Source organism: Corynebacterium sp. MSK032, from assembly GCF_030232065.1.
Taxonomy (GTDB): Bacteria; Actinomycetota; Actinomycetes; order Mycobacteriales; family Mycobacteriaceae; genus Corynebacterium; species Corynebacterium jeikeium_D.
The window spans coordinates 18105-39055 of record NZ_JASPJR010000018.1 but is presented as its reverse complement, the minus strand read 5'-3'; the positions used below and the strand labels follow the sequence as shown (position 1 = coordinate 39055).

At 57.5% G+C, this 20951-nt stretch carries 17 protein-coding genes; 14 read left to right on the top strand and 3 right to left on the bottom strand.

Going from position 1 to position 20951, the window contains the following annotated elements; genetic code table 11:
* Positions 1-635 precede the first annotated feature (635 nt).
* The 9 genes from nrdH to QP995_RS10015 all read left to right on the top strand — a co-directional run bounded on the left by nrdH (position 636) and on the right by QP995_RS10015 (position 11904).
* Positions 636-860, top strand: coding sequence for a glutaredoxin-like protein NrdH (gene nrdH / locus QP995_RS10055; protein WP_005511161.1), 225 nt, complete (start codon positions 636-638; stop codon positions 858-860).
* A gap of 85 nt (positions 861-945) precedes the next feature.
* Positions 946-1368 (top strand): class Ib ribonucleoside-diphosphate reductase assembly flavoprotein NrdI, encoded by a 423-nt coding sequence (nrdI, locus tag QP995_RS10050; protein WP_048732982.1) that lies wholly within the window; start codon positions 946-948, stop codon positions 1366-1368.
* A gap of 173 nt (positions 1369-1541) precedes the next feature.
* Positions 1542-3686, top strand: a complete 2145-nt coding sequence (gene nrdE / locus QP995_RS10045) for a class 1b ribonucleoside-diphosphate reductase subunit alpha (protein WP_172620253.1) — start codon at positions 1542-1544, stop codon at positions 3684-3686.
* Between the two features lie 235 nt (positions 3687-3921).
* Positions 3922-4647 carry a purine-nucleoside phosphorylase gene (deoD, locus tag QP995_RS10040; protein WP_016422251.1) on the top strand — a complete coding sequence of 242 codons (726 nt, stop codon included), beginning with the start codon at positions 3922-3924 and terminating at the stop codon, positions 4645-4647.
* Positions 4648-4697: 50 nt separating this feature from the next.
* Positions 4698-6143, top strand: a complete 1446-nt coding sequence (locus QP995_RS10035) for an MFS transporter (RefSeq protein ID WP_016422252.1) — start codon at positions 4698-4700, stop codon at positions 6141-6143.
* Between the two features lie 337 nt (positions 6144-6480).
* Positions 6481-7497: a class 1b ribonucleoside-diphosphate reductase subunit beta gene (gene nrdF, locus QP995_RS10030; protein WP_016422253.1), complete on the top strand. Its 1017-nt coding sequence runs from the start codon at positions 6481-6483 to the stop codon at positions 7495-7497.
* Between the two features lie 330 nt (positions 7498-7827).
* A complete protein-coding gene (gene ctaD, locus QP995_RS10025) occupies positions 7828-9528 on the top strand; it encodes an aa3-type cytochrome oxidase subunit I (protein ID WP_005511131.1) in 1701 nt (566 codons plus the stop codon).
* A 280-nt stretch (positions 9529-9808) separates the two neighbouring features.
* The gene (gene serB / locus QP995_RS10020; RefSeq protein WP_048732992.1) at positions 9809-11101 is read left to right on the top strand and encodes a phosphoserine phosphatase SerB; all 1293 of its coding nucleotides are present in this window, start codon (positions 9809-9811) and stop codon (positions 11099-11101) included.
* Positions 11101-11904: a peptidyl-tRNA hydrolase gene (locus QP995_RS10015; protein WP_284853165.1), complete on the top strand. Its 804-nt coding sequence runs from the start codon at positions 11101-11103 to the stop codon at positions 11902-11904. The genes serB and QP995_RS10015 overlap by 1 nt, the downstream gene beginning before the upstream one ends.
* Here QP995_RS10015 and QP995_RS10010 read toward each other — a convergent pair.
* The 3 genes from QP995_RS10010 to QP995_RS10000 form a co-directional block, all read right to left on the bottom strand.
* The gene (locus QP995_RS10010; protein WP_069359083.1) at positions 11895-13478 is read right to left on the bottom strand and encodes an AMP-binding protein; all 1584 of its coding nucleotides are present in this window, start codon (positions 13476-13478) and stop codon (positions 11895-11897) included. The two genes, QP995_RS10015 and QP995_RS10010, sit on opposite strands and share 10 nt — an antisense overlap.
* A 182-nt stretch (positions 13479-13660) precedes the next feature.
* Positions 13661-15649, bottom strand: coding sequence for an ATP-dependent DNA helicase (locus QP995_RS10005; protein WP_172954634.1), 1989 nt, complete (start codon positions 15647-15649; stop codon positions 13661-13663).
* Between the two features lie 128 nt (positions 15650-15777).
* Positions 15778-17088 (bottom strand): nicotinate phosphoribosyltransferase, encoded by a 1311-nt coding sequence (locus tag QP995_RS10000; protein ID WP_016422259.1) that lies wholly within the window; start codon positions 17086-17088, stop codon positions 15778-15780.
* 81 nt (positions 17089-17169) lie between these two features.
* Between QP995_RS10000 and clpS the strand changes: the two genes are divergently transcribed.
* From clpS to murI, 5 genes are all read left to right on the top strand, one after another.
* Positions 17170-17463 (top strand): ATP-dependent Clp protease adapter ClpS, encoded by a 294-nt coding sequence (gene clpS / locus QP995_RS09995; RefSeq protein ID WP_005511165.1) that lies wholly within the window; start codon positions 17170-17172, stop codon positions 17461-17463.
* Between the two features lie 30 nt (positions 17464-17493).
* Positions 17494-18045: a DUF2017 domain-containing protein gene (locus tag QP995_RS09990; protein ID WP_005511188.1), complete on the top strand. Its 552-nt coding sequence runs from the start codon at positions 17494-17496 to the stop codon at positions 18043-18045.
* An 85-nt stretch (positions 18046-18130) separates the two neighbouring features.
* Complete coding sequence (locus tag QP995_RS09985) at positions 18131-19234, top strand: P1 family peptidase (RefSeq protein WP_049172868.1); 1104 nt, start codon at positions 18131-18133, stop codon at positions 19232-19234.
* A gap of 16 nt (positions 19235-19250) precedes the next feature.
* On the top strand, positions 19251-19925 hold the full coding sequence (locus tag QP995_RS09980; RefSeq protein WP_016422263.1) for a rhomboid family intramembrane serine protease: 675 nt from the start codon (positions 19251-19253) through the stop codon (positions 19923-19925).
* 108 nt (positions 19926-20033) lie between these two features.
* Positions 20034-20900: a glutamate racemase gene (gene murI, locus QP995_RS09975; protein WP_370545756.1), complete on the top strand. Its 867-nt coding sequence runs from the start codon at positions 20034-20036 to the stop codon at positions 20898-20900.
* Positions 20901-20951: the final 51 nt, after the last annotated feature.

Genomic DNA, 20951 nt, shown 5'->3' with positions numbered 1-20951 from the left:
GTAGTGCTCGACGGGTTAACTCCTCGGGAGGTAATCTCTGGTGTTATCCATGATGCAATGACCGCCTGACCCTACCGCTCGAAAAATGGCTTGAAAGTGTCATAAACTTACACAGTTTCACATGTGCAGCCCGTGTTCACATGTGCAGCCCGTGATTTTTGAGATCGCTGCTGAGTCCGAAGTTGGGCAGGGGAGGGACAGTGAAGGGGAAGGGCGGTGCGGCGCCTGGTATTGGTGTGATTGGCCTCGAGCCGTCTTGCAGTAATTGGTTTAACCAAAATGCGCCGATAGTTGTTTTTCTACGATTTTCTAGAATTTTTAGCGTGAAATTACAAGGTTGTGGTGCGCCTGTGTACAACATCTTGTGCGCCAGAGATCTCCGAACAGGGAATACCATGGTTGTGAGTACTACATCTAGTATGACTAGAGTTTTTGAGGCACCAAGTGTAGTGTTTTCGATGTCGAGCCAAGGATAGCTAAAAGGATCTGTCGGCCACCCGTACTCGGTTTCTCATGGACCTCCGGGAGCTTTCAGTCATTCAATCAATCCGCTGATTCCTCGGCCGCTTCCGTTGTTTGTACGAAGTCGATCCGATTCATTGGTCTTACCCAAAGCCAGAAAGTTTGTGAGAGTCATGGTTACCGTTTACAGCAAGCCTGCATGTGTCCAGTGCCGCGCTACCACTCGCGCCCTCGATAAGGCTGGAATTGCCTACGATATCGTCGACATCACCATGGATGATGAGGCTCGAGATTACGTCATGGCTCTCGGTCATCTACAGGCACCGGTCGTTGACACTGGCACTGAGACCTGGTCGGGTTTCCGCCCGGACCGCATCAAGGCTCTCCAGGCAGCTTAAGAATCACACACCTCCCCGCAGATTTCGTTGACCACCCGGGAAACGAAGATTGCGGGGGTTTTGCGATGTAAAGGGTGAAGCTCTCATGCTGGTGGTGTATTTCTCCTCGGCGACGGGGAATACACACAAGTTTGTTGAAAAACTAGGTATCAAAAATGCCCGCATTCCCATCCGTCGCAATGAGCCGGAGCTTATCGTCGATGAGCCCTACGTCCTCATTTGCCCGACTTATGGTGGCGGCGCTTCCATCAGCGGCGGTAACTCAAGGCCAGTTCCTCCGCAGGTCATCAAATTTCTTAATAATGAGCACAACCGCTCTTTCATCCGAGGTGTGATTGCTGCCGGCAATCTCAACTTCGGTGAGGACTTCTGTAAAGCAGGGGATGTCATCTCCTACAAGTGCAAGGTTCCATATCTATATCGCTTCGAGCTGATGGGAACCGACCATGATGTGCAGCGAGTCCGAGAAGGGCTAGAGGAGTTCTTCCACGGTAAAGCCAGCGCTTAAGTTGGCTAGCCTCAGTGTCGAGGGAAGGGGCACTGAGACAACCGAATGGGTGCGCTCGCGGAAGCCGTCGTAAAGCGGTGCGCGAGGAAAATAGCTAGATTGGATTGCTCTGGGCAGTGATTGAACAGACCCTGCGCAGGCAAATGAATATTAAAGGAGTCAACGTGTCGGAAATGGGCAAGCAGGTCGCGGAGCCGGTGGGCGAGGACAAGCTGGATTACCACGCGCTCAATGCGCTGCTGAATCTGTACGGTGAAGACGGCAAGATTCAGTTCGATAAGGACCGCATGGCTGCGCGACAGTTCTTCTTGCAGCATGTCAATCAGAACACTGTGTTCTTCCATAACTTGCGGGAGAAGCTCGATTACCTGGTAGAGAACCATTACTACGAGGCTGAGGTTCTGGAGAAGTACGAATTTGAGGACGTCAAGGCACTGTTCAAGCAGGCCTACGCCCACAAGTTCCGTTTTCAGACTTTCCTGGGTGCTTACAAGTACTACACCTCGTACACGCTGAAGACTTTCGACGGCAAGCGTTACTTGGAGCGTTACGAAGACCGTGTGTGCATGGTTGCACTCACGCTTGCCGACGGCGACTTGGGGCTCGCGCAGCACCTGGTTGATGAGATCATCGCCGGACGTTTCCAGCCTGCTACTCCTACATTCCTCAACTCCGGTAAGGCCCAGCGCGGCGAGCCGGTGAGCTGCTTCCTGCTGCGTATCGAGGACAACATGGAGTCCATTGGCCGCGCCATCAACTCCTCGCTGCAGCTGTCCAAGCGCGGCGGTGGTGTTGCGCTGCTGCTGAGCAATCTGCGTGAACAGGGCGCTCCGATTAAGCACATCGAGAATCAGTCTTCCGGTGTCATCCCGGTTATGAAGCTGCTGGAGGACTCCTTCTCCTACGCTAACCAGCTGGGTGCTCGCCAGGGAGCAGGCGCTGTCTACCTGCACGCGCACCACCCGGACATCATGCGCTTCCTGGATACCAAGCGTGAGAACGCGGACGAGAAGATTCGCATCAAGTCGCTGTCGCTCGGCGTTGTCATTCCGGACATCACGTTCGAGCTGGCCAAGCGTAACGACGACATGTACCTCTTCAGCCCGTACGATGTCGAGCGTGTCTACGGTAAGCCGTTCGCGGACATTAGCATCACCGAGAATTACGCGGATATGGTCGAGGACCCGCGTATTCGTAAGCAGAAGATCAACGCGCGTCAGTTCTTCCAGACCATCGCTGAGATTCAGTTTGAGTCCGGCTACCCGTACATCATGTTCGAGGACACGGTTAACCGCGCGAACCCGATTGAGGGCCGCATTAACATGTCGAACCTCTGCTCGGAGATTCTGCAGGTCAACACCCCGTCGACCTACAATGCGGACCTGTCCTACGAGCACGTGGGTGAGGACATTTCCTGTAACCTCGGTTCGCTGAATATTGCGATGACCATGGACTCGCCGGACTTTGGTCGCACTGTCGAGACTGCCATCCGTGGCCTGACTGCGGTCAGTGAGCAGACTTCTATTGACTCGGTGCCATCGATTCGCAAGGGCAACGACGGATCTCACGCCATCGGCCTGGGGCAGATGAACCTGCACGGCTACCTTGGCCGCGAGAAGATTATGTACGGCTCGGAAGAGGGCCTGGACTTCACCAACGCCTACTTCGCAGCAGTGCTCTACGCAGTCCTGCGCGCATCCAACAAGATTGCTCGCGAGCGCGGTCAGAAGTTCGTCAACTTTGAGAACTCTGACTACGCCAGCGGCAAGTACTTCGATAACTTCGATCCGGCAGAGTTCCAGCCGAAGACTCAGCACGTCAAGGAGATCTTCGAGAACTCCACCGCGCACATTCCGGACGCTGAGGACTGGGCGCAACTGAAGGCCGACGTCATGGAGTACGGCCTGTTCAACCGTAACCTGCAGGCAGTGCCGCCGACCGGTTCGATTTCCTACATCAACAACTCGACCTCGTCGATTCACCCGATTGCATCTCAGATTGAGATTCGCAAGGAGGGCAAGATCGGTCGCGTATACTATCCGGCTCCGCACTTGGACAATGACAACCGTGAGTACTTCCAGGACGCCTACGAAATCGGCTACGAGAAGATCATTGACACTTACGCGGTCGCTACCAAGTATGTTGACCAGGGACTGTCGCTGACCTTGTTCTTCAAGGACACGGTGAGCACTCGTGACCTCAACCGTGCGCAGATTTACGCATGGCGCAAGGGTATTAAGACTCTGTACTACATCCGCCTGCGTCAGGTTGCGCTGGAGGGTACTGAGGTCGAGGGTTGCGTATCCTGCATGCTTTAAGCAAGCGTGCTTGAGGGCTAGGCATCTAGTGCTTCAGTTGTAGCGCATTGAAGGCGCGAGAATTTCCCCGAGTTTTGCCGGGAGATTCTCGCGCCTTTTTCGTCACTCCACCCAATTGGGAACAAATGTAAATATCACTATTGACGGTTGTAATCCAGGTAATTAACCTGGGCAGTGGTACACCAATGTTCGCATAATTTTCACCCACGGCTAGTGGGGGAAGGGGCTGGAAGCCATGTCCGATACCACTGGTAAGAGCACTCCACACATCAACCCAAAGGGTGCGCCGATTGCAGAAACCATTTTGTTGCCAGGTGACCCGCTGCGTGCCAAGTTCATTGCGGAGACCTATTTGGACGATGTCGTTCAGTTCAACAAAGTTCGCAACATGTTGGGCTTTACCGGCACCTACCAGGGGCAGGAAGTGTCCGTCATGGGATCCGGTATGGGCATTCCGTCTATCTCGCTGTACTCCTGGGAACTTATCCATGTTTTCGGCTGCAAGAAGCTGATTCGCGTCGGTTCCTGCGGCGCGTTGCAGCCGGAGCTGGACCTGTATGACGTGGTTATCGGCCAGACGGCATCGACGGACTCCAATTTTCTATCGCAGTACAACTTGCCGGGAACGTTCGCCCCGTCCGCATCTTTCCGTCTGATTGAAGATGTTCGCGATCGTGCCCGCGAGCAGGGCATCACTACACACGTCGGCAACATCTTGTCCAGCGATATTTTCTACAACTTCCAGGATGATGTGAACGACCGTTGGGCACGCATGGGTGTGCTGGCGGTGGAGATGGAATCTGCTGGCCTTTATGCCACCGCCGCCGAGGCCGGTGTGGAGGCCATGGGAATCTTCACTGTGTCGGACAACATCGTCACCGGTGGAAAGACCACTCCGGAAGAACGTGAGAAGGCCTTCACGACGATGATGGAGCTGGCATTGCCGCTGGCTCGACTCTAGTGTCCTGGTCCGCAATCAATTGGCTTGAAGTGTGAAATAGGTACAGTGCGATGAGCAATCCCGCCAGCAATACCAGCTTGAACGTGAATCCCCGTGAAAGCGCAGCGTCCAAGGCTGCCGCGCCAAACCCTAAGGCCGCAGTCCCGGTCTTGCTGTTTTCCTTTGTATTCTGTTTGGTCTTGGACAATGGCTTTAAGTTCATGACCAAGCCGATTGCGGAATCTCTGGACCTCAGTGTCTCCACGGCCAGTCTGCAGGCGACACTCGCCGGTATCTTGATTGGCATTGGAGCGGTGGTGTACGCCGCATTGGCGGACAGCATCAGTATCCGCAAATTGATGATTGTCGGTATCGGCTTCGTCGCCGTGGGCTCTCTACTGGGTTATTTCTTCCAGGGAGTATGGCCAATCGTGCTTACTGCCCGCATTATTCAAACTGCCGGCCTGGCGGCGGCTGAGACACTCTACGTCATCTATGTCACCAAGTACCTAAGCCCAGAAGATCAGAAAACCTACCTCGGCTTTTCCACCGCGGCCTTCCAAGCCGCGCTGCTGATTGGAACGTTGACCTCGGGAATCGTGGCTACCTACATTTCCTGGCCGGCTATGTTCCTGATTTCGCTCATTCTGATAGTTGCCATTCCGTTCCTGATCAAGACAGTTCCGGAGGAGCAGCAGCAGAAGAGTCACCTGGATATCTTTGGCCTGTTCCTCATCGCGGTCATCGCCACTGCGGTGATGCTGTTCATGCAGCAGTTCCAATGGTGGTGGCTGGTTGCCGCTGCGCTGGGCGTCGCGCTCTTTGTCTGGCACATCCGGACACATGACAACGCCGTGGTCAGCCCGTCGTTCTTTACCAATGCTCGCTACGTTTGCGCGCTGATTGTTGTGCTCGTGGTTTACATGGTCCAGTTGGGGTATTCGGCCATTCTGTTGCCGTATATGGTCGACGAGCTCTATGGCATCAACCTCGACGGTGCTGCCTATATCCTCGCGCCGGGCTACCTCTGCGCTGTCATCGTCGGTGTAATGTCTGGCAAGGTTGCCAAGTTCCTGCCCTCGAAGCAGGCCATTGTCGCGGCTATCAGCATCATCATCGTGGCGTTGCTCATCCCCGCAGTGCTGCCGGGGGCCGGTGTTGCCACGGTTATCGTCTCCATGATTCTGTTCCCATCAGGGTTCGCGCTCATGTATGCGCCGTTGGTCGCGACCGCACTGCAGAACATTCCTGCCGCCAAGTCCGGTGTTGCAATCGGTTTCTACAATCTGACGATCAACATTGCCGTACCGGTTGGCATCGCGTTAACGGCCATGCTTGTTGATTCTCGACCGGCCTTCTTCAGCACCCTCTCCATCGCGCAGTCTGAAGCAGAAGGGGTCTCCGCTACCATCGCTTGGTTGCTCGCGCTCATGGCTGTCGTAGGTTTGCTGGTGTACGTCATCTCCGACCGCATCATCAACGACACGGCGGAAAACCGAGAGAAGGTTCACGCCTAGGTTCGCGCAACATCTTGCGCTTGGTGCTTGACGACGGACATTGCGTCGTCAAGCACCTTGTTCTTTGTGTGACGTGGGGTTAGGGGAGGGGCACCGGGAACAAGACTCGGCAAGTGGGGCGATTTCTTCTAGGCCGCGTGCTTAATAATGCGGGTGTGGGTAAGCTGCTAAGGGTAGTGGCTCCTTTCATCGGGAGCCTGACGTTTTGTAGTGGGACAAGGCTGGAATAGCCACCGCTGCAGTCGCTGTTTGAACTCGTAAAGAGTGAAGGACGTTCCTTATATATAAGGTGTGTTCGAAAAACGGCAATATCAATGAAAAAGGGAGAGGTTTCCACGTGAGTTTCGATGATTGCCCACCCTCGACTCCGGCCCACCGTGAGAAGAATCCAGAGTCGCGTGCATGCCCAGTTGCGGCTATTGACTGGAACACGATTCCTGATGACAAGGATCTCGAGGTTTGGGATCGTCTGACCGGTAACTTCTGGTTGCCGGAAAAGGTGCCGCTGTCGAATGACATCAAGAGCTGGAATACGCTCAACGCACTGGAGCAGCGCACCACGATGCGCGTGTTCACTGGTCTGACCATGCTGGACACCATCCAGGGCACGGTAGGTGCAGTATCACTCATTCCAGATGCGCTGACTCCGCACGAGGAAGCTGTGTACACCAATATCGCCTTCATGGAATCGGTGCACGCAAAGAGCTACTCGTCGATTTTCCAGACGCTGGCGTCGACTCCTGAGATTCAGGATGCGTTCCGTTGGGGCGAGGAGAATGAGTACCTGCAGAAGAAGGCCAAGATTATCCTCGACTACTACGAGGGCGATAATCCGCAGAAGAAGAAGGTTGCTTCCACTTTGCTGGAGTCCTTCCTGTTCTACTCGGGCTTCTACCTGCCGATGTACTGGTCCAGCCACGCCAAGCTGACCAACACCGCGGACATTATTCGCCTAATCATTCGTGATGAGGCAGTTCACGGTTACTACATCGGTTACAAGTACCAGCGCAACCTGGAGCGTCTGACCCAGGCCGAACGTGACGAGCTGAAGGATTACACCTTCGACCTCATGTTTGATCTCTACGACAACGAGATTCAGTACACCGAAGAGATGTACGACGAACTCGGTTGGACCGAGGATGTCAAGCGTTTCTTGCGTTACAACGGCAACAAGGCTCTGAACAACTTGGGCTATGAGGGTATGTTCCCGGCCGACGAGACTCGCGTTTCGCCGTCGATCCTGTCGGCCCTGTCGCCGAATGCTGACGAAAACCACGACTTCTTCTCGGGTTCCGGCTCTTCCTACGTCATGGGTAAGGCTGAAGTAACCGAGGATGAGGACTGGGACTTCTAAAAGCACAGGTGTAGGGAACATTCCGCATCGAGCCTCACTCTGGTGACAGCACACACACGGGGGTAGTAGTCCTAGCCTCGACGGTTCCTGCTAAATAGGCGTTAGCCCAGGTTAAGACAATTCTCAGGAAACTAATAGTGTGCTTAGCTGAGTGGGGAAGTGAGCCGGAAAATCCCTTAGCCTTAACTTTTTCCAAGGTTCAGACTAGAATCTGGCACATAGCGGTAGGTGGGTTCGCCGTCGCGTACTCGCCTGCACTATTCTCACAAGGACAAAACTTAAAATCCCTGTAGTGAGTTACAGGAAATCTTCGCGTAGTAAGGAGGAAGAATGACTGCAGTAGCGCCTCGTCCAGATCATGGCGTTGTAGCGCCGGAACGGCCGCAGCCGTTCGGACATGAGCGTAAGGGCAGCTGGGCGTGGGAAATGCTGACCACGACCGACCACAAGAAGCTGGGCATCATGTACATCATTATGTCCTTCTCGTTCTTCTTTGTCGGCGGTCTGATGGCTCTGCTTATCCGTGCTGAGCTCTTCGCCCCAGGACTTCAGTTCCTTTCTAACGAGCAGTTCAACCAGATGTTCACCATGCACGGCACGGTGATGCTGCTTCTGTTCGGTACCCCGATTGTTTGGGGTTTTGCTAACTACATTCTGCCACTTCAGATTGGTGCTCCGGACGTGGCTTTCCCGCGTCTGAACGCTTTCGGCTTCTGGCTGACCACCATTGGTGGCATTCTGATGCTGTCGGGCTTCCTGACCCCGGGTGGTGCTGCTGACTTCGGTTGGACCATGTACTCCCCGCTGTCTGACCCGATTCACTCTCCGGGTGTCGGTTCTGACCTGTGGATTGTCGGTGTCGGTGTTGGTGGTGTCGGTACCATCGCTTCCGCCATTAACATGACCACCACTGTCCTGTGCCTCCGTGCACCAGGCATGACCATGTTCCGTATGCCAATCTTCACCTGGAACATCCTGGTTACCTCGATCCTGGCTCTGCTGATCTTCCCGATTCTGACTGCAGCTGCTCTTGGTGTTTTGTACGACCGTAAGCTGGGCGGTCACATTTACGACCCGGCAAACGGTGGCGCAATGCTGTGGCAGCACCTGTTCTGGTTCTTCGGTCACCCAGAGGTCTACGTCCTGCTGTTGCCGTTCGTGGGCATCATCACCGAGGTCGTTCCGGTCTTTTCCCGTAAGCCGCTGTTCGGCTACGCAGGTATGGTCTTCGCAACCCTGTCTATTGCAGGTCTGTCCATGGCTGTGTGGGCACACCACATGTTCGTGACCGGTGGCGTTCTGCTTCCGTTCTTCTCGTTCATGACCTTCCTGATTTCGGTCCCGACCGGTGTTAAGTTCATCAACTGGATGGGCACCATGTGGCGTGGCCACATGACCTTCGAGGCTCCGATGACTTTCGCTCTCGGCTTCATCGTGACCTTCCTGTTCGGTGGTTTGACCGGTATTATGCTGGCTTCCCCACCGCTGGACTTCCACGTCTCTGATACTTACTTCGTCGTGGCGCACTTCCACTACACCCTGTTCGGTACCCTGGTCTTCGCTTCCTACTCGGGCGTTTACTTCTGGTTCCCGAAGATGACTGGTCGTATGCTCGACGAGAAGCTGGCAAAGGTTCACTTCTGGCTGACCTTCATCGGCTTCAACCTGACCTTCCTGGTCCAGCACTGGCTGGGTAACGAGGGTATGCCGCGTCGTTACGCCGACTACCTCGAGACTGACGGTTTCACCACCCTGAACATGATCTCCACCGTTGGTGCGTTCATCCTGGGTCTGTCTGTTATCCCGTTTGTCTGGAACGTCTTCAAGTCCTGGCGCTACGGTGAGGTCGTCACTGTTGATGACCCGTGGGGTTACGGTAACTCCCTCGAGTGGGCTACTTCTTGCCCGCCGCCGCGCCACAACTTCACCTCGATGCCGCGCATCCGCTCGGAGCGCCCGGCGTTCGAGCTGCACTACCCGCACATGGTTGAGCGTCAGCGCGCAGAGGCCCACGTTGGTCGTCAGCTCTAAGAGCTAGTGGCTACATGGCTGATGCAACTCTGAGTTAATAACTACGCGAAGCTAAGGCCCCATCACGGTTCTCCGTGATGGGGCCTTAGTCTTGTCTTTGAGAGTCTTTCCTAGGGAAGAGGCAGTAAGAGAGCGCAGTAAGAGCAGGGGGGGGCGCAGGGAGCGCCAGAAGGGCAAGAGAGCAAGGCGATGGCTAGCGCCTGTCGCTGGCCACCCACTGAAGTGCGGAATCCCACTATGCGATGAGCGCTCTGCCGGGGCTTCATGCGATACTGGATTGGTGAATGAACAGGTAATTACCTCTCCCAGTCAGTCTGTAGATACCGATGCTCTATCGGTTTCGTTGGCACCGGGACTAGCTCCGGTGCTTATTACCGCTGTTGGCCGAGACCGCCCGGGTGTCTCCGCAGCTTTCTTCCGCGTGCTCGCGGCCCACGGAGTTCAAATTTTGGATGTGGAACAGTCGGTGTTCCGCTCTAATCTGAGCCTCGGTGCGCTTGTTGGTGTCACAGAAGAAAAGGTCGGTGTTCTCCGTGAGGGACTCATTGAAACACTGAAGCCTCACGGCATGACTGTCAGTTTCCAGCTGGATGCGCCGATTGAGCGCAGCGATGGCTCCACCCACGCACTTGTCGTGTTGGGCAATCCGGTCAACGCTGAGGATATTTCCCGTATCGGCCGCACTCTTGCTGATTACGGTGCAAACATCGATTCCATTCGCGGTATTGCTGACTACCCAGTCACTGGCCTGGAATTGCTGGTCTCTATTCCGGACCCGAAGCCGGGTGCGGGCATTCCGCTGCGTAAGGCACTGGCCGAGCTTGCACAGGACCAGGACATTGACATCGCAATTGAACGCGCTGGTTTGCAGCGCCGCTCCAAGCGCTTGATTTGTTTCGATGTGGACTCGACCTTGATTACCGGTGAGGTCATTGAGATGCTGGCCGCCCATGCTGGTCGCGAGGCGGAGGTTGCAGCGGTTACAGAGCGCGCTATGCGCGGTGAGCTGGACTTCGCCGAGTCACTGCATGAGCGAGTTAAGGCTCTGGCTGGCCTGCCGGTCAGCGTCCTAGAGGAAGTCACTAACTCCATCGAGCTGACTCCAGGCGCCCGCACCACGATCCGCACGCTGAAGCGCCTCGGTTACAAGTGTGGTGCTGTCTCCGGTGGCTTTATCCAGATCTTGGAGCCGCTGGCAAAGGATCTCGGTCTGGACTTTTACAAGGCGAATACCCTCGAGGTCGAGGACGGAAAGCTGACTGGACGCGTGGTCGGCGATGTCGTCGATAGGCAGGAGAAGGCCCGCAGCCTCAAGACGTTCGCCGCAGAGTCGGGATTTCAGATGCATCAGACCGTTGCGGTCGGCGATGGGGCCAATGACATCGATATGTTGTCGGTCGCAGGCCTTGGTATTGCTTTCAATGCCAAGCCGGCGCTAAAGGAAATCGCTGACACGTCCGTCAACGTTCCATTCATGGACTCGATTCTGTTCATGCTGGGCATTTCCCGCGATGAAATCGACGATGCCGACCGCGAAGATGGCACCTTCCGCCGCGTGCCGTTGGAGCAGTAGTGCAACGCGAGGATCACAAGAATCCAGCTGTCACGGACGCATCATCGGTACCGGAGTGGTTCCGTATCGCCCATAACCTCCTGCCGCAACCCGATAGGGAAGACCACGGCGAGAATGTGCCGTGGGCAATGGCTATTGTGCTTGAGGTTCCGAAGAAGGAACGCCCCTCGCGCACTGCGCTGCTCCGCGCTGCCGCGATGGCTGTTGTTGCTTGTTGCCTGGACGAACGCGCAGGCGATGACACTTCTGCCTATCAACAAGGTCTGGCGTCTTGGTACGGTGCGCGCATCCGCAAGCTCACACGTCGCGCTCGCAATATCGGCTGGCAACGCGCTCAGCTTGCACCGGGTGTCACCGTGGACGTCGACGGCGCGCAAGCTCGCGCACTAGTGCCAACTCCTGTCGACGAAACCTACCCGGAGATTGCCAAACTACAAATTTCCGGCACCGATTTGCCTTACGACGACCCGGAGAACACATCTCCCGGCGCCCCGGGCGACCATGAGAGCGCTGACACCTTTGCTCCGCCAGTGATTTGGGTGGACAAAAACCTGAATATGTCCGTAGGAAAGGTGGCCGCGCAAGTTGGACACGGCTCAATGCTCTATGCGGCCAGTCTGTCGGTCGAGGACGCTTGGGCGTGGGCGCAAAGTGGTTATGCGTTAGATGTGAAAGAAGTACCGCGGGAGCAGTGGCCAGCGCCAGAGCTCCGCGCGGTTGAGGTTCAGGATGCCGGGTTTACCGAGATTGCTCCCGGTTCAGTCACCGTGGCGGTGACCCCTGGGGCAGTAACTCACGACTGAGCGCGTGCTGCCTCCATGGCCTTGAGATCCTTGCGCAGAATCTTGCCCGTCGCCGACTTCGGGATTTCATCCATGAACTCGACTGCTCGCACCTTCTTGTACGGTGCGACGCGGTCGGCGACGTAGTCCATAATCTCGTCTTCAGTCACCTGCTCGCCCGCCTTGATGACGACGTAAGCCTTAGGAATCTCCTCGCCGTCGGAGCGAACGACACCACTGCAGGCGGCATCGGCAATATCCGGGTGGCTGAGCAGCACGGACTCGAGCTCGGCCGGCGGAACCTGGTAGCCCTTGTACTTAATCAGTTCCTTGAAGCGGTCGACGATGTACACATTCCCGTGTTCGTCGAGTTCCGCAACGTCGCCGGTACGCAGCCAACCGTCGACAAGCGTCTCTGCCGTCGCCTTCGGGTTGTTGAGGTAGCCCTTCATCACCTGTGGACCATGAATCCATAGCTCACCTGCCTCCGAGCGCCCCTCGGCGGGAACCGGGATTTCCTCAAAGCTGTCGGAGTCGAGGTTGACAATCTTGTACTGAGTGTTGGGGACTGCGCGACCGATCGAGTCCAGCGGACTATCGTGGCCGATGCGGATGTGGGCTGCTGGCGAGGACTCGGTCATGCCGAAGCCCTGTGCGACCACGCAGTCAAGGCGCTTTTCCACCTGTTCCGCGAGGTCAAGTTGGAGAGAAGCGGCACCCGAGAAGATTGTCTCCAGGCTGGACAAGTCAAAGGAATCGACAGCTGGGTGCTTGGCCAGGCCCACAGCTACAGGTGGTGCGATGAACGCGAACTTCACCTTGTGCTCGGCGATGATGGACAGGAAATCGACGAGGTCGAACTTGCCCATGGTGTACTGCGTCGTGCGGCGCCACAGGCACAGATTCAGCAGCGCAGTCAGGCCGTAGATGTGGAAAAACGGCAGGATAGTGACAGCCGGGGTGTCCTCGGTCAGCGCGTTGACTGTAGCTCCACCCGCCTGAGCGACGTTGGCCACCAAGTTGCGGTGAGTGAGCTGGACGCCCTTCGGTACACCGGTGGTTCCCGAGGAAAACGGAATCACGGCAACGTCATCGGGTGATACGTCGACGTCCGGGGCGCCGTGCCCCTCGGCAAGCAGCTCGCCCATGCCGTGGAGGCCCGTCAGGCCGATAATCATCTCTTCCGGCAGACCAGCAGCCTCAGCGCCGTGGGCGCCAGCCCAACCGATTGAGGAGGTCGTTAGCATCATCTTCGCGTCAGACATCCGGAGTTGGTTTTCAATGTCCTCCGCAGTTGCCAGCGATGCGACCGTCGTGCAGACAGCCCCCGCGCGTAGGACACCGTGAAGAGCGACCGCGAAGGTTGTCGAGTTGGGGCAGTGGAGAGCCACAACGTCGCCCTTCTTAATCCCACGTGCTGCCAGCGCACCCGCAAACTTCTCAATGCTGGCCTTCAGATCACCGAAGGTGACCTCGGAGCCTGAGTCAACGATTGCAAGCTTGTCCTGGTGACGTGGCTCAATTTCTCCGAAGAGGAACTCAAAGAGTGAGGTCTCCGGGATGTCGATGTCGGGGAGGTTGCTGGAAAGGGGCATGCAGGAAATCGCCTTTCTAATCTCGTGCACGGCTGCCAAGTGTCCTGCTTCATTAGCTCGGGCACTGTAGCAGTGCTGTGTTTCACATCACAATAATGTATTGGATAGAAAAGCGTGGGATTTTTTCCAGAAACTATGCCTAATCCAGCGTCACCTCGTGAGCCCAGACAGCCCCCTCTGAATCAGCTTTGGGTCAGCCGCTGCAACGCTCCAGCCGCAATATCCAGGTTGGTCGTCCGCCAGAAGTCAGGCATCGACGCAGCAATCCAGGAACCATAGCGTGCAGTAGCCAACCGTGAATCCAGTACCGCAACAACCCCGCGGTCATCGACTTGGCGTAGCAGACGACCAGAACCCTGCGCCATCAGCAGCGCTGCATGTGTCGCTGAGACCTCCATAAAACCGTTTCGGCCAGCGGCATTAGCCGCATCGGAGCGCGCGGACAAAAGCGGGTCGTCGGGGCGGGGGAACGGGATGCGATCGATGATGACACACGATAGCGATGGGCCAGGAACATCGACGCCTTGCCACAGCGTCAGCGTGCCAAACAAGCATGTCTGCGGATTAGCTGCGAAGCGATCAACCAGAGCACCGATAGAGTCATCGCCTTGGCACAGCACGTCGTAAGGCAGGCGCTTGCGCATTTCCTCCGCCGCTGCCTCGGCGCCTCGGCGAGAAGAAAACAGCCCGAGCGTTCGCCCACCAGCGGCGCGGATGAGGCGCTCCATGATCGCGAACTGCTCCGGTGTGGCGCCGTCGCGTCCAGGTCGTGGCAGGTCGCGTGCGACGTAGAGGATGCCAGATTTCTGCGGGTCAAAGGGCGTGCCGACGTCCAAGCCATCCCACCCACCGGAGGGAAGCCCCCAAGCGGCGGCCATGGCATCGAACTTGCCGCCAAGAGCAAGTGTTGCTGAGGTCAAAACGACGGTGGATTCGCCGAAGAGGCGTTCGCGAAGCAGTGCTGCGATGGACAGGGGAGCGACATAAACTGTCTTGTTCTCGCCAAGCCATACGACATCGTCGCTACTGAACTCTAGAATTCGCACGACTGTGTCGTGCATATTCTCCACGGCAGCGCGGACGGTCTGGCGCTCAGTGTTGTCAGAGTCAGAACTCGAACCACCGGAGCCCGACCCGCCAGAGCTGCCTGAACTAGAGGTGCCTAGCGTGGTCTGTAGTTGCCACAGGCTATCGCGGAGCGAAGCTAGCGCCGCTCCAAGCTCACCGGGAATTTCTTCGAGTGCGCCGCTGTAGGCGTCGGCAAGCAATGCGACGGTCTCGCCGAGTAGATCCGTGGCATCGGTGACATCATCCACCTGCTCTGCGGCTCCGAATTTGCGGGCGCGCCGGGCCATCATGGTGATACCGGCAGGGGAGAGCTCGTCGGTGGCAACAGAGGTGATTCGACCGTCGAGCTCGTGAGCCTCGTCAATGACAACGCAGTCGTGCTGCGGCAAAATCATGGCGTCGGAGAGCGCATCGATGGCCAACAGTGCGTGATTGGTGACAACGATGTCAACGTTGGAGGCCTCGCGGCGGGCTTGTTCGGCGAAACACTCCTCGCCGAAAGGGCAGGAAATGGCACCGACGCATTCGCGAGCCGTGACGGAGACCTGCCGCCAGGCTTCGTTGGAAACGCCCTTGTCCAGGCTGTCGCGGTCGCCGGTGTCGGTGTCATTGGCCCACTCGCGTAGCCGCATGACCTCGGCAGCGGTTCGGCTGAGCTGCGCTTCGCTGAGGAGGGCAGTGGGGCCAACGGCGTCACCTGAGCTGGCCTGCTCGGATTCATCACCGTCCATGACGGGATCTTTGATGACATTTCCGACCTTGGACTTGCACAGGTAGTTCGAGCGGCCCTTGAGGATTGCGAAGGTTGGCGTGCGGGACAAGTGTGGCTCTAGCGAACTGACTAGCCGCGGCAAGTCGCGTTCGACCAGCTGGCGTTGCAGCGCAATGGTCGCCGTGGAAACGATTACAGACTCGTCGGACTCCATTGCTTGCACAATGGCAGGCACCAGGTAGGCCAGCGACTTACCCGTACCGGTGCCTGCCTGTACCGCTAGGTGCCGCTCGCGCGCAAAGGCGGAGGCCACCGACCGGGACATTTTGACCTGATTCGGTCGAGTCGTTCCGCCGAGTCCCTTCACTGCCGCATCGAGAAGAGCTTCGATGCTATCCGCGTTATGGACGCTGGCTCTCGGTGAAGCTAGCTCGTCAACATCGTCAAAGTCCTCAAAGTCGTCCGATAGCTCAGCAAAATCTGCGTGCCCGATACTGTCCGACACAGTTCCCCCGCCGCCTAAACGCCGTGAAAACGGACGGACAGTACCGGCTCGTCACGGGAAAGTGCAAGTCCCTCCCACGGGAGGCTGACCAGCGCTTTAACCAAGTGATCGCGGGACTCCTCCAAGGTCGGTAGACCATCGACGACCTCGCCATCGCGCATCATCGGAATGGTCAGATCGCGGTAGTGCAGGTTGCCCACATCCGGGATTTCTGAGCCGAGCGGGAAAGCGATTTCCTCCACGGCGGTACCGGAACGACGGCAGGTACGAATAGCCGCCTTCACGCCACCGTGGCTTCGCTTGTCCAACGAGCGCTTGGCGACGGGCACCCCATCAACTTCGACCATCTTGTAGACCAGGCCCGCAGTCGGTGCGCCGGAGCCAGTGACTACAGAGGTGCCCACGCCGTAGACATCGACCGGCTCTGCCCTCAGCGCCGCAATGGCGAACTCGTCGAGGTCAGAGGACACTACGATGTTGGTGTTGTGCGCCCCCAGCGAGTCGAGCTGCTGACGCACCTGGCGAGCGAGAACTCCGAGGTCGCCGGAGTCAATACGTACACCGCCGAGTTCCGGACCCGCGACCTCAATAGCCGTATTGACGCCCTCGGTGATGTCGTAGGTATCCACCAACAAAGTGGTGTCGGTTCCCAGTGTGTCAATCTGAGCCTTGAAGGCCGCAGCCTCGTTCGTCGTGCCATCTGGGTTGGTGTGCAACAGAGTCCACGCGTGCGCAGCGGTACCGGAGGCTGGGATGTTGTACCGTGCCGCTGCCTCCAAGTTGGAGGTGGCGCTAAAACCTGCCAGGTAAGCGGCGCGGGCAGCAGTCACAGCTGCTTCTTCATGAGTGCGACGCGAACCCATTTCAATAATCGGGCGCCCACCGGCAGCCGTGACCATTCGGGTTGCTGCCGAGGCGATGGCGGAGTCCGCATTGAGAATGGAGAGAATAACAGTCTCCAAAATGACGCACTCGGCGAAAGTGCCTCGCACCGTCAAAATGGGCGAGGCGGGGAAGTAGAGCTCTCCCTCGCGGTAGCCGTCGACTTGGCCACTGAAGGAATAGTTACGCAGGTAATCCAGCGTCCTGTCATCGAGGAAGTCCAGCGAAGCCAGCTGTTCCTCGGTGAAGCGGAAGTTGCGGATAGCATCCAACACACGCGCTGTACCAGCGACAACGCCATAGCGACGCTCATTCGGCAGGCGACGGCCAAACACCTCGAAGGCGACCTGGCGCTCGCCGGATCCGTCGGCAAGCGATGCCTGCAGCATCGTCAGCTCGTACTTATCGGTGAGAAGGGCGGTGGAGGAATGCTTATCAATCACGGTCAACAGTCTAGTCGGCTGAAGCGGGCCGGGGCAGTCGGTTCCGGCGAGCGCGCGCCACTCCGTACTATCCTGGTGCCTATGAGCATGCCAGCAGCAACACCGATGCCCACTATGGATGCCGATGTCGTGACGGAATCGAACCGACCCTGGCAGTGCATTGTGTGGGATGACCAGGTTAATTCGATGAGTTATGTCACCTACGTGTTTCAGATGCTCTTCGGCATGGACCGAAAGAAGGCGCACGCGCTGATGATGACGGTTCACACGGAGGGCAAGGCAATCGTGTCTTCCGGTGAGCGTGACAAGGTGGAGGCCGATGTGAAGAAGCTCCACAAGGCAGGCTTGTGGGCAACAATGGAGCAGGCTGACTAAGCCGATATTCGACAGCGGGAGAGAATTTACATGCGTCCTTGGAAGCGCAAGCGATCCCTTCTCGGCGGTGGCGTCAAGTACGTCACGGCTTTTGAAGGCACGGAGCGGGATTTGCTGCTGAATCTGGCTGCTACTGTGGCGGACTCGCTGATGGAGCGAGCCCGGTCGGCACCGAAGGATGAGCTCGCGGAAATGACGGGAATGCCTGTCGGACACTCCGAGGCCCCATCCGATCCGAAGCTTGCGCGCCTGTTGCCGGACTTCACCAAGCCGGGTGAGGAGAGCGTGGAGGGGGAAAACGCCCTCATGCGCCAGCTGCATGAATCGGAGATTGTAGAGAGCAAGCTCCATTCCCTGCGTGCGATTATCGACGCCCTGGAGCCCGCCGAGTCGGGGCAGGTATCCATTTCCGAAAGTGATGCCCATGCCTGGGTGGCGGGTATCAATGACCTACGTATTTACCTGCATGTTTCCATGGAGAACCTCAATGGCTCCATCGAACAGATTGAGCAGACCGACGCGATGTACCAGTGGCTGTCCTACAACCAAGAGTCACTGTTGGACCAGCTCATGGGTGAGTAGCGAATCCGAGCAAAACCCCGAAAAGATGCAGTAATCAACTGAGGTTAGCTGCCATGAACTGTGGTGAAAGGTGCCGTGGTCGACAATGAATTCTGAGATCTTCGCAATCAGCCCCACCGACATTCGACACCAAGCCAGCAGTGCTGCGCTGGGCGCGAGCATCGACATCGGCGCAGGCTGTCTCGACTCCATCGACGGCATCTCTATCGGCCATGCTTCTGAGGGGGATACCGGAGTCACCGTCATCGCCGCTCCAGGCGGTGCTGTCGGCGCTGTCGATGTCCGCGGCGGCGGTCCGGGCACCCGCGAGACCGACCTGCTCGCACCGGAGAATACCGTCGAACGCGCCCACGCTGTCGTTTTGGCTGGCGGCTCCGCGTACGGCCTCGCAGCTGCCGACGGAGTTATGCGCGAACTGCGCGACCGCGGCATTGGCTTTGAGGTCACCCCAACTCGTCCGGATATCCTCGTGCCCATCGTTCCCGGTGCTGTCATCTTCGACTTGCTGTTGGGGGAGCCGACGCTGCCCACCGCTGAACTAGGGCGCGAGGCGTTGTCGCACGCGCTTGACGACGTCCCGGAGGACACTCCCTCCGGGACAGTAGGTGCCGGTGTCGGTGCTATGGCCGGGGCAATCAAGGGTGGTTTTGGACAAGCCCGTGTGACCTCCGCCGATGGTAAGTACTTTGTGGCTGCCGCAATGGTGGTGAACTCCTTTGGTGCGGTCATTGACCCGGAGGGACACCTTTACGGAATGCCCGCGGCTGCCGGTGCCAGCAAGGAGGCATTGGCCCGGCTGGACCAGGTTTTCGTCGGTAGAACCAAAATTCTCGCCGATGCGGCTGGCGACGGGGAGTCGTCGGCAAACACGCGAAACACAACGATTGGCACGTTGATAACCAATGCGCCGGTGACAACTGCGCAGTTGAAGCGGTTGGCGATGTGCGGTCATGACGGGTTGGCGCGAGCGATTCGGCCGGCTCATGCGCCGATGGACGGTGACACGCTGTTTGCCCTCAGCTCGGCCGAGGCGGCGGATAGCGGAAACGCTGAACCCGTGGGCTCGGATGTGGTGGCCCTGTTGGCTGCGATGGCGGCCGATGCGGTGCAGATGGCTATTGTCGATGCCGTGATGAGTGCAACGGGACGCGCGGAAGTAGCCGCGCTGTCAGAGATGCTGGACAAGTAGTGAAGGAAGTTCGCCAATGAATCCGCAATGGAGCTCGGGACAACAGCAGAATTACCAGAACTATGCGCAGTACCCGATGGGCGGTCCCGTGCAGACGCGGCGGAATAATCAGATTGTTCCACAGGATCGCGACGGCGGGCTCGGGGCGGCCATCAGTACGGCTATTGGGTACCTGGCACTTATCTGGACGGTCTTTCTTGTCAACGAATTCATCTTTGGTGGGGCGCTGAACAACTTCGGTGTGCGCCCACGCGAAACCTCGACGCTGTGGGGAATTTTGACCGCACCGCTGCTGCACGCAGATTACGGGCACATTGTGGCGAACTCTCTGCCCGGGGCGTTGTTCGCCGGTTTGATTGCAATGTCGTCGAAGCGGCTATTTTGGCAGGTCACACTCTTGATTACGGTCGTTGGTGGCGGTCTGACCTGGCTGGTCGGCGGTGTGAATACCGTCCACATCGGTGCGTCCGGCCTGATTTACGGCTGGCTGGCGTTTTTGGTCGTACGCGGTTTCGTGAATCGTCGGGTGATGCAGATTATTTTGGGCGTGATTCTGGCATCGATGTATTCGGGTCTTATCTGGGGAGTGCTGCCAACACAGATGGCTGTTAGTTGGCAGATGCACCTCTTCGGTGGGCTTGCGGGCATCTGGGCTGCGGTGATGTTTAAGCGCGGTCGTGCACGTGGCTAAGAGTGCACGTCGCTAAGAGCCCGAGGTACGTGGCATCAGCTCCTGACGAAATCGGCCTAGAATAGGAGCTTCGGTGTTTGACCAACGATATGAGGAGTCCAGATAGCGGTGGGAGCAGGAGCAGAAACTCAGGCAGTCAATCAGCTGAGAGCGCAGGATAGCGGCTTCCCCGACCGAACAGCGCCGATTGGCATCTTTGACTCCGGCGTCGGTGGGCTGACAGTGGCACGTGCCATCATGGATCAGCTGCCGCACGAGTCGATTATGTACATCGGCGATACTGCCAACGGCCCTTACGGCCCGTTGCGCATCGCCGAGGTTCGTCAGCACGCGGAAGCGATTGCCGATGAACTGGTTGCACGCGGCTGCAAGATGATTGTCATTGCCTGCAACACGGCTTCGGCCGCATTTTTGCGTGATGCCCGCGAGCGCTACCCAGTCCCAGTAGTCGAGGTCATTCTGCCCGCTGTGCGCCGTGCGGTCTCGACTACCAGGAATGGAAAAGTCGGCGTAATCGGTACCGCCGCCACGATTCGCTCCCGTGCCTACCAAGATCTCTTTGATGCAGTGCCTGGCGTGGATGTCTCTGCGGTCGACTGCCCGCGATTCGTGGACTTTGTCGAGCGAGGAATCACCTCTGGTCGCCAGATTCTGGGACTTGCGGAGGGCTACCTCGCGCCATTGCAGGCCGATGGTGTAGACACCCTCGTTCTGGGCTGCACCCATTATCCGCTGCTGTCTGGTGTGATTCAGCTGGCTATGGGGGAGGACGTCGCCCTAGTGTCGTCGGCGGAGGAGACGTCGAAGGATGTTCTGCGCATCCTCACAAAGACCGACATGCTCGCTGACCCGGAGAGTAATCCGAACCCTGTGCGCACATTCGAATCCACTGGAGATCCGCAAGTTTTTGCATCCCTGGCAAAGCGCTTCCTTGGGCCGGGTATTAGCCAGGTCACTATGCATTCCCAAATGTGACCTTTCTTATTAAATCCAGACACTCCATTGGTTTTTTGCTCGTTTTTGATC

Excerpts from the sequence above, each read along its gene's own strand:
- QP995_RS10010 (WP_069359083.1), bottom strand. The coding sequence starts at position 13,478 with ATGCCCCTTTCCAGCAACCTCCCCGACATCGACATCCCGGAGACCTCA.
- ctaD (WP_005511131.1), top strand. The coding sequence starts at position 7,828 with ATGACTGCAGTAGCGCCTCGTCCAGATCATGGCGTTGTAGCGCCGGAA.
- QP995_RS09980 (WP_016422263.1), top strand. The coding sequence starts at position 19,251 with ATGAATCCGCAATGGAGCTCGGGACAACAGCAGAATTACCAGAACTAT.
- nrdI (WP_048732982.1), top strand. The coding sequence starts at position 946 with ATGCTGGTGGTGTATTTCTCCTCGGCGACGGGGAATACACACAAGTTT.
- deoD (WP_016422251.1), top strand. The coding sequence starts at position 3,922 with ATGTCCGATACCACTGGTAAGAGCACTCCACACATCAACCCAAAGGGT.
- QP995_RS09985 (WP_049172868.1), top strand. The coding sequence starts at position 18,131 with ATGAATTCTGAGATCTTCGCAATCAGCCCCACCGACATTCGACACCAA.
- nrdE (WP_172620253.1), top strand. The coding sequence starts at position 1,542 with ATGGGCAAGCAGGTCGCGGAGCCGGTGGGCGAGGACAAGCTGGATTAC.
- nrdH (WP_005511161.1), top strand. The coding sequence starts at position 636 with ATGGTTACCGTTTACAGCAAGCCTGCATGTGTCCAGTGCCGCGCTACC.
- QP995_RS09990 (WP_005511188.1), top strand. The coding sequence starts at position 17,494 with ATGCGTCCTTGGAAGCGCAAGCGATCCCTTCTCGGCGGTGGCGTCAAG.
- clpS (WP_005511165.1), top strand. The coding sequence starts at position 17,170 with ATGAGCATGCCAGCAGCAACACCGATGCCCACTATGGATGCCGATGTC.
- QP995_RS10035 (WP_016422252.1), top strand. The coding sequence starts at position 4,698 with ATGAGCAATCCCGCCAGCAATACCAGCTTGAACGTGAATCCCCGTGAA.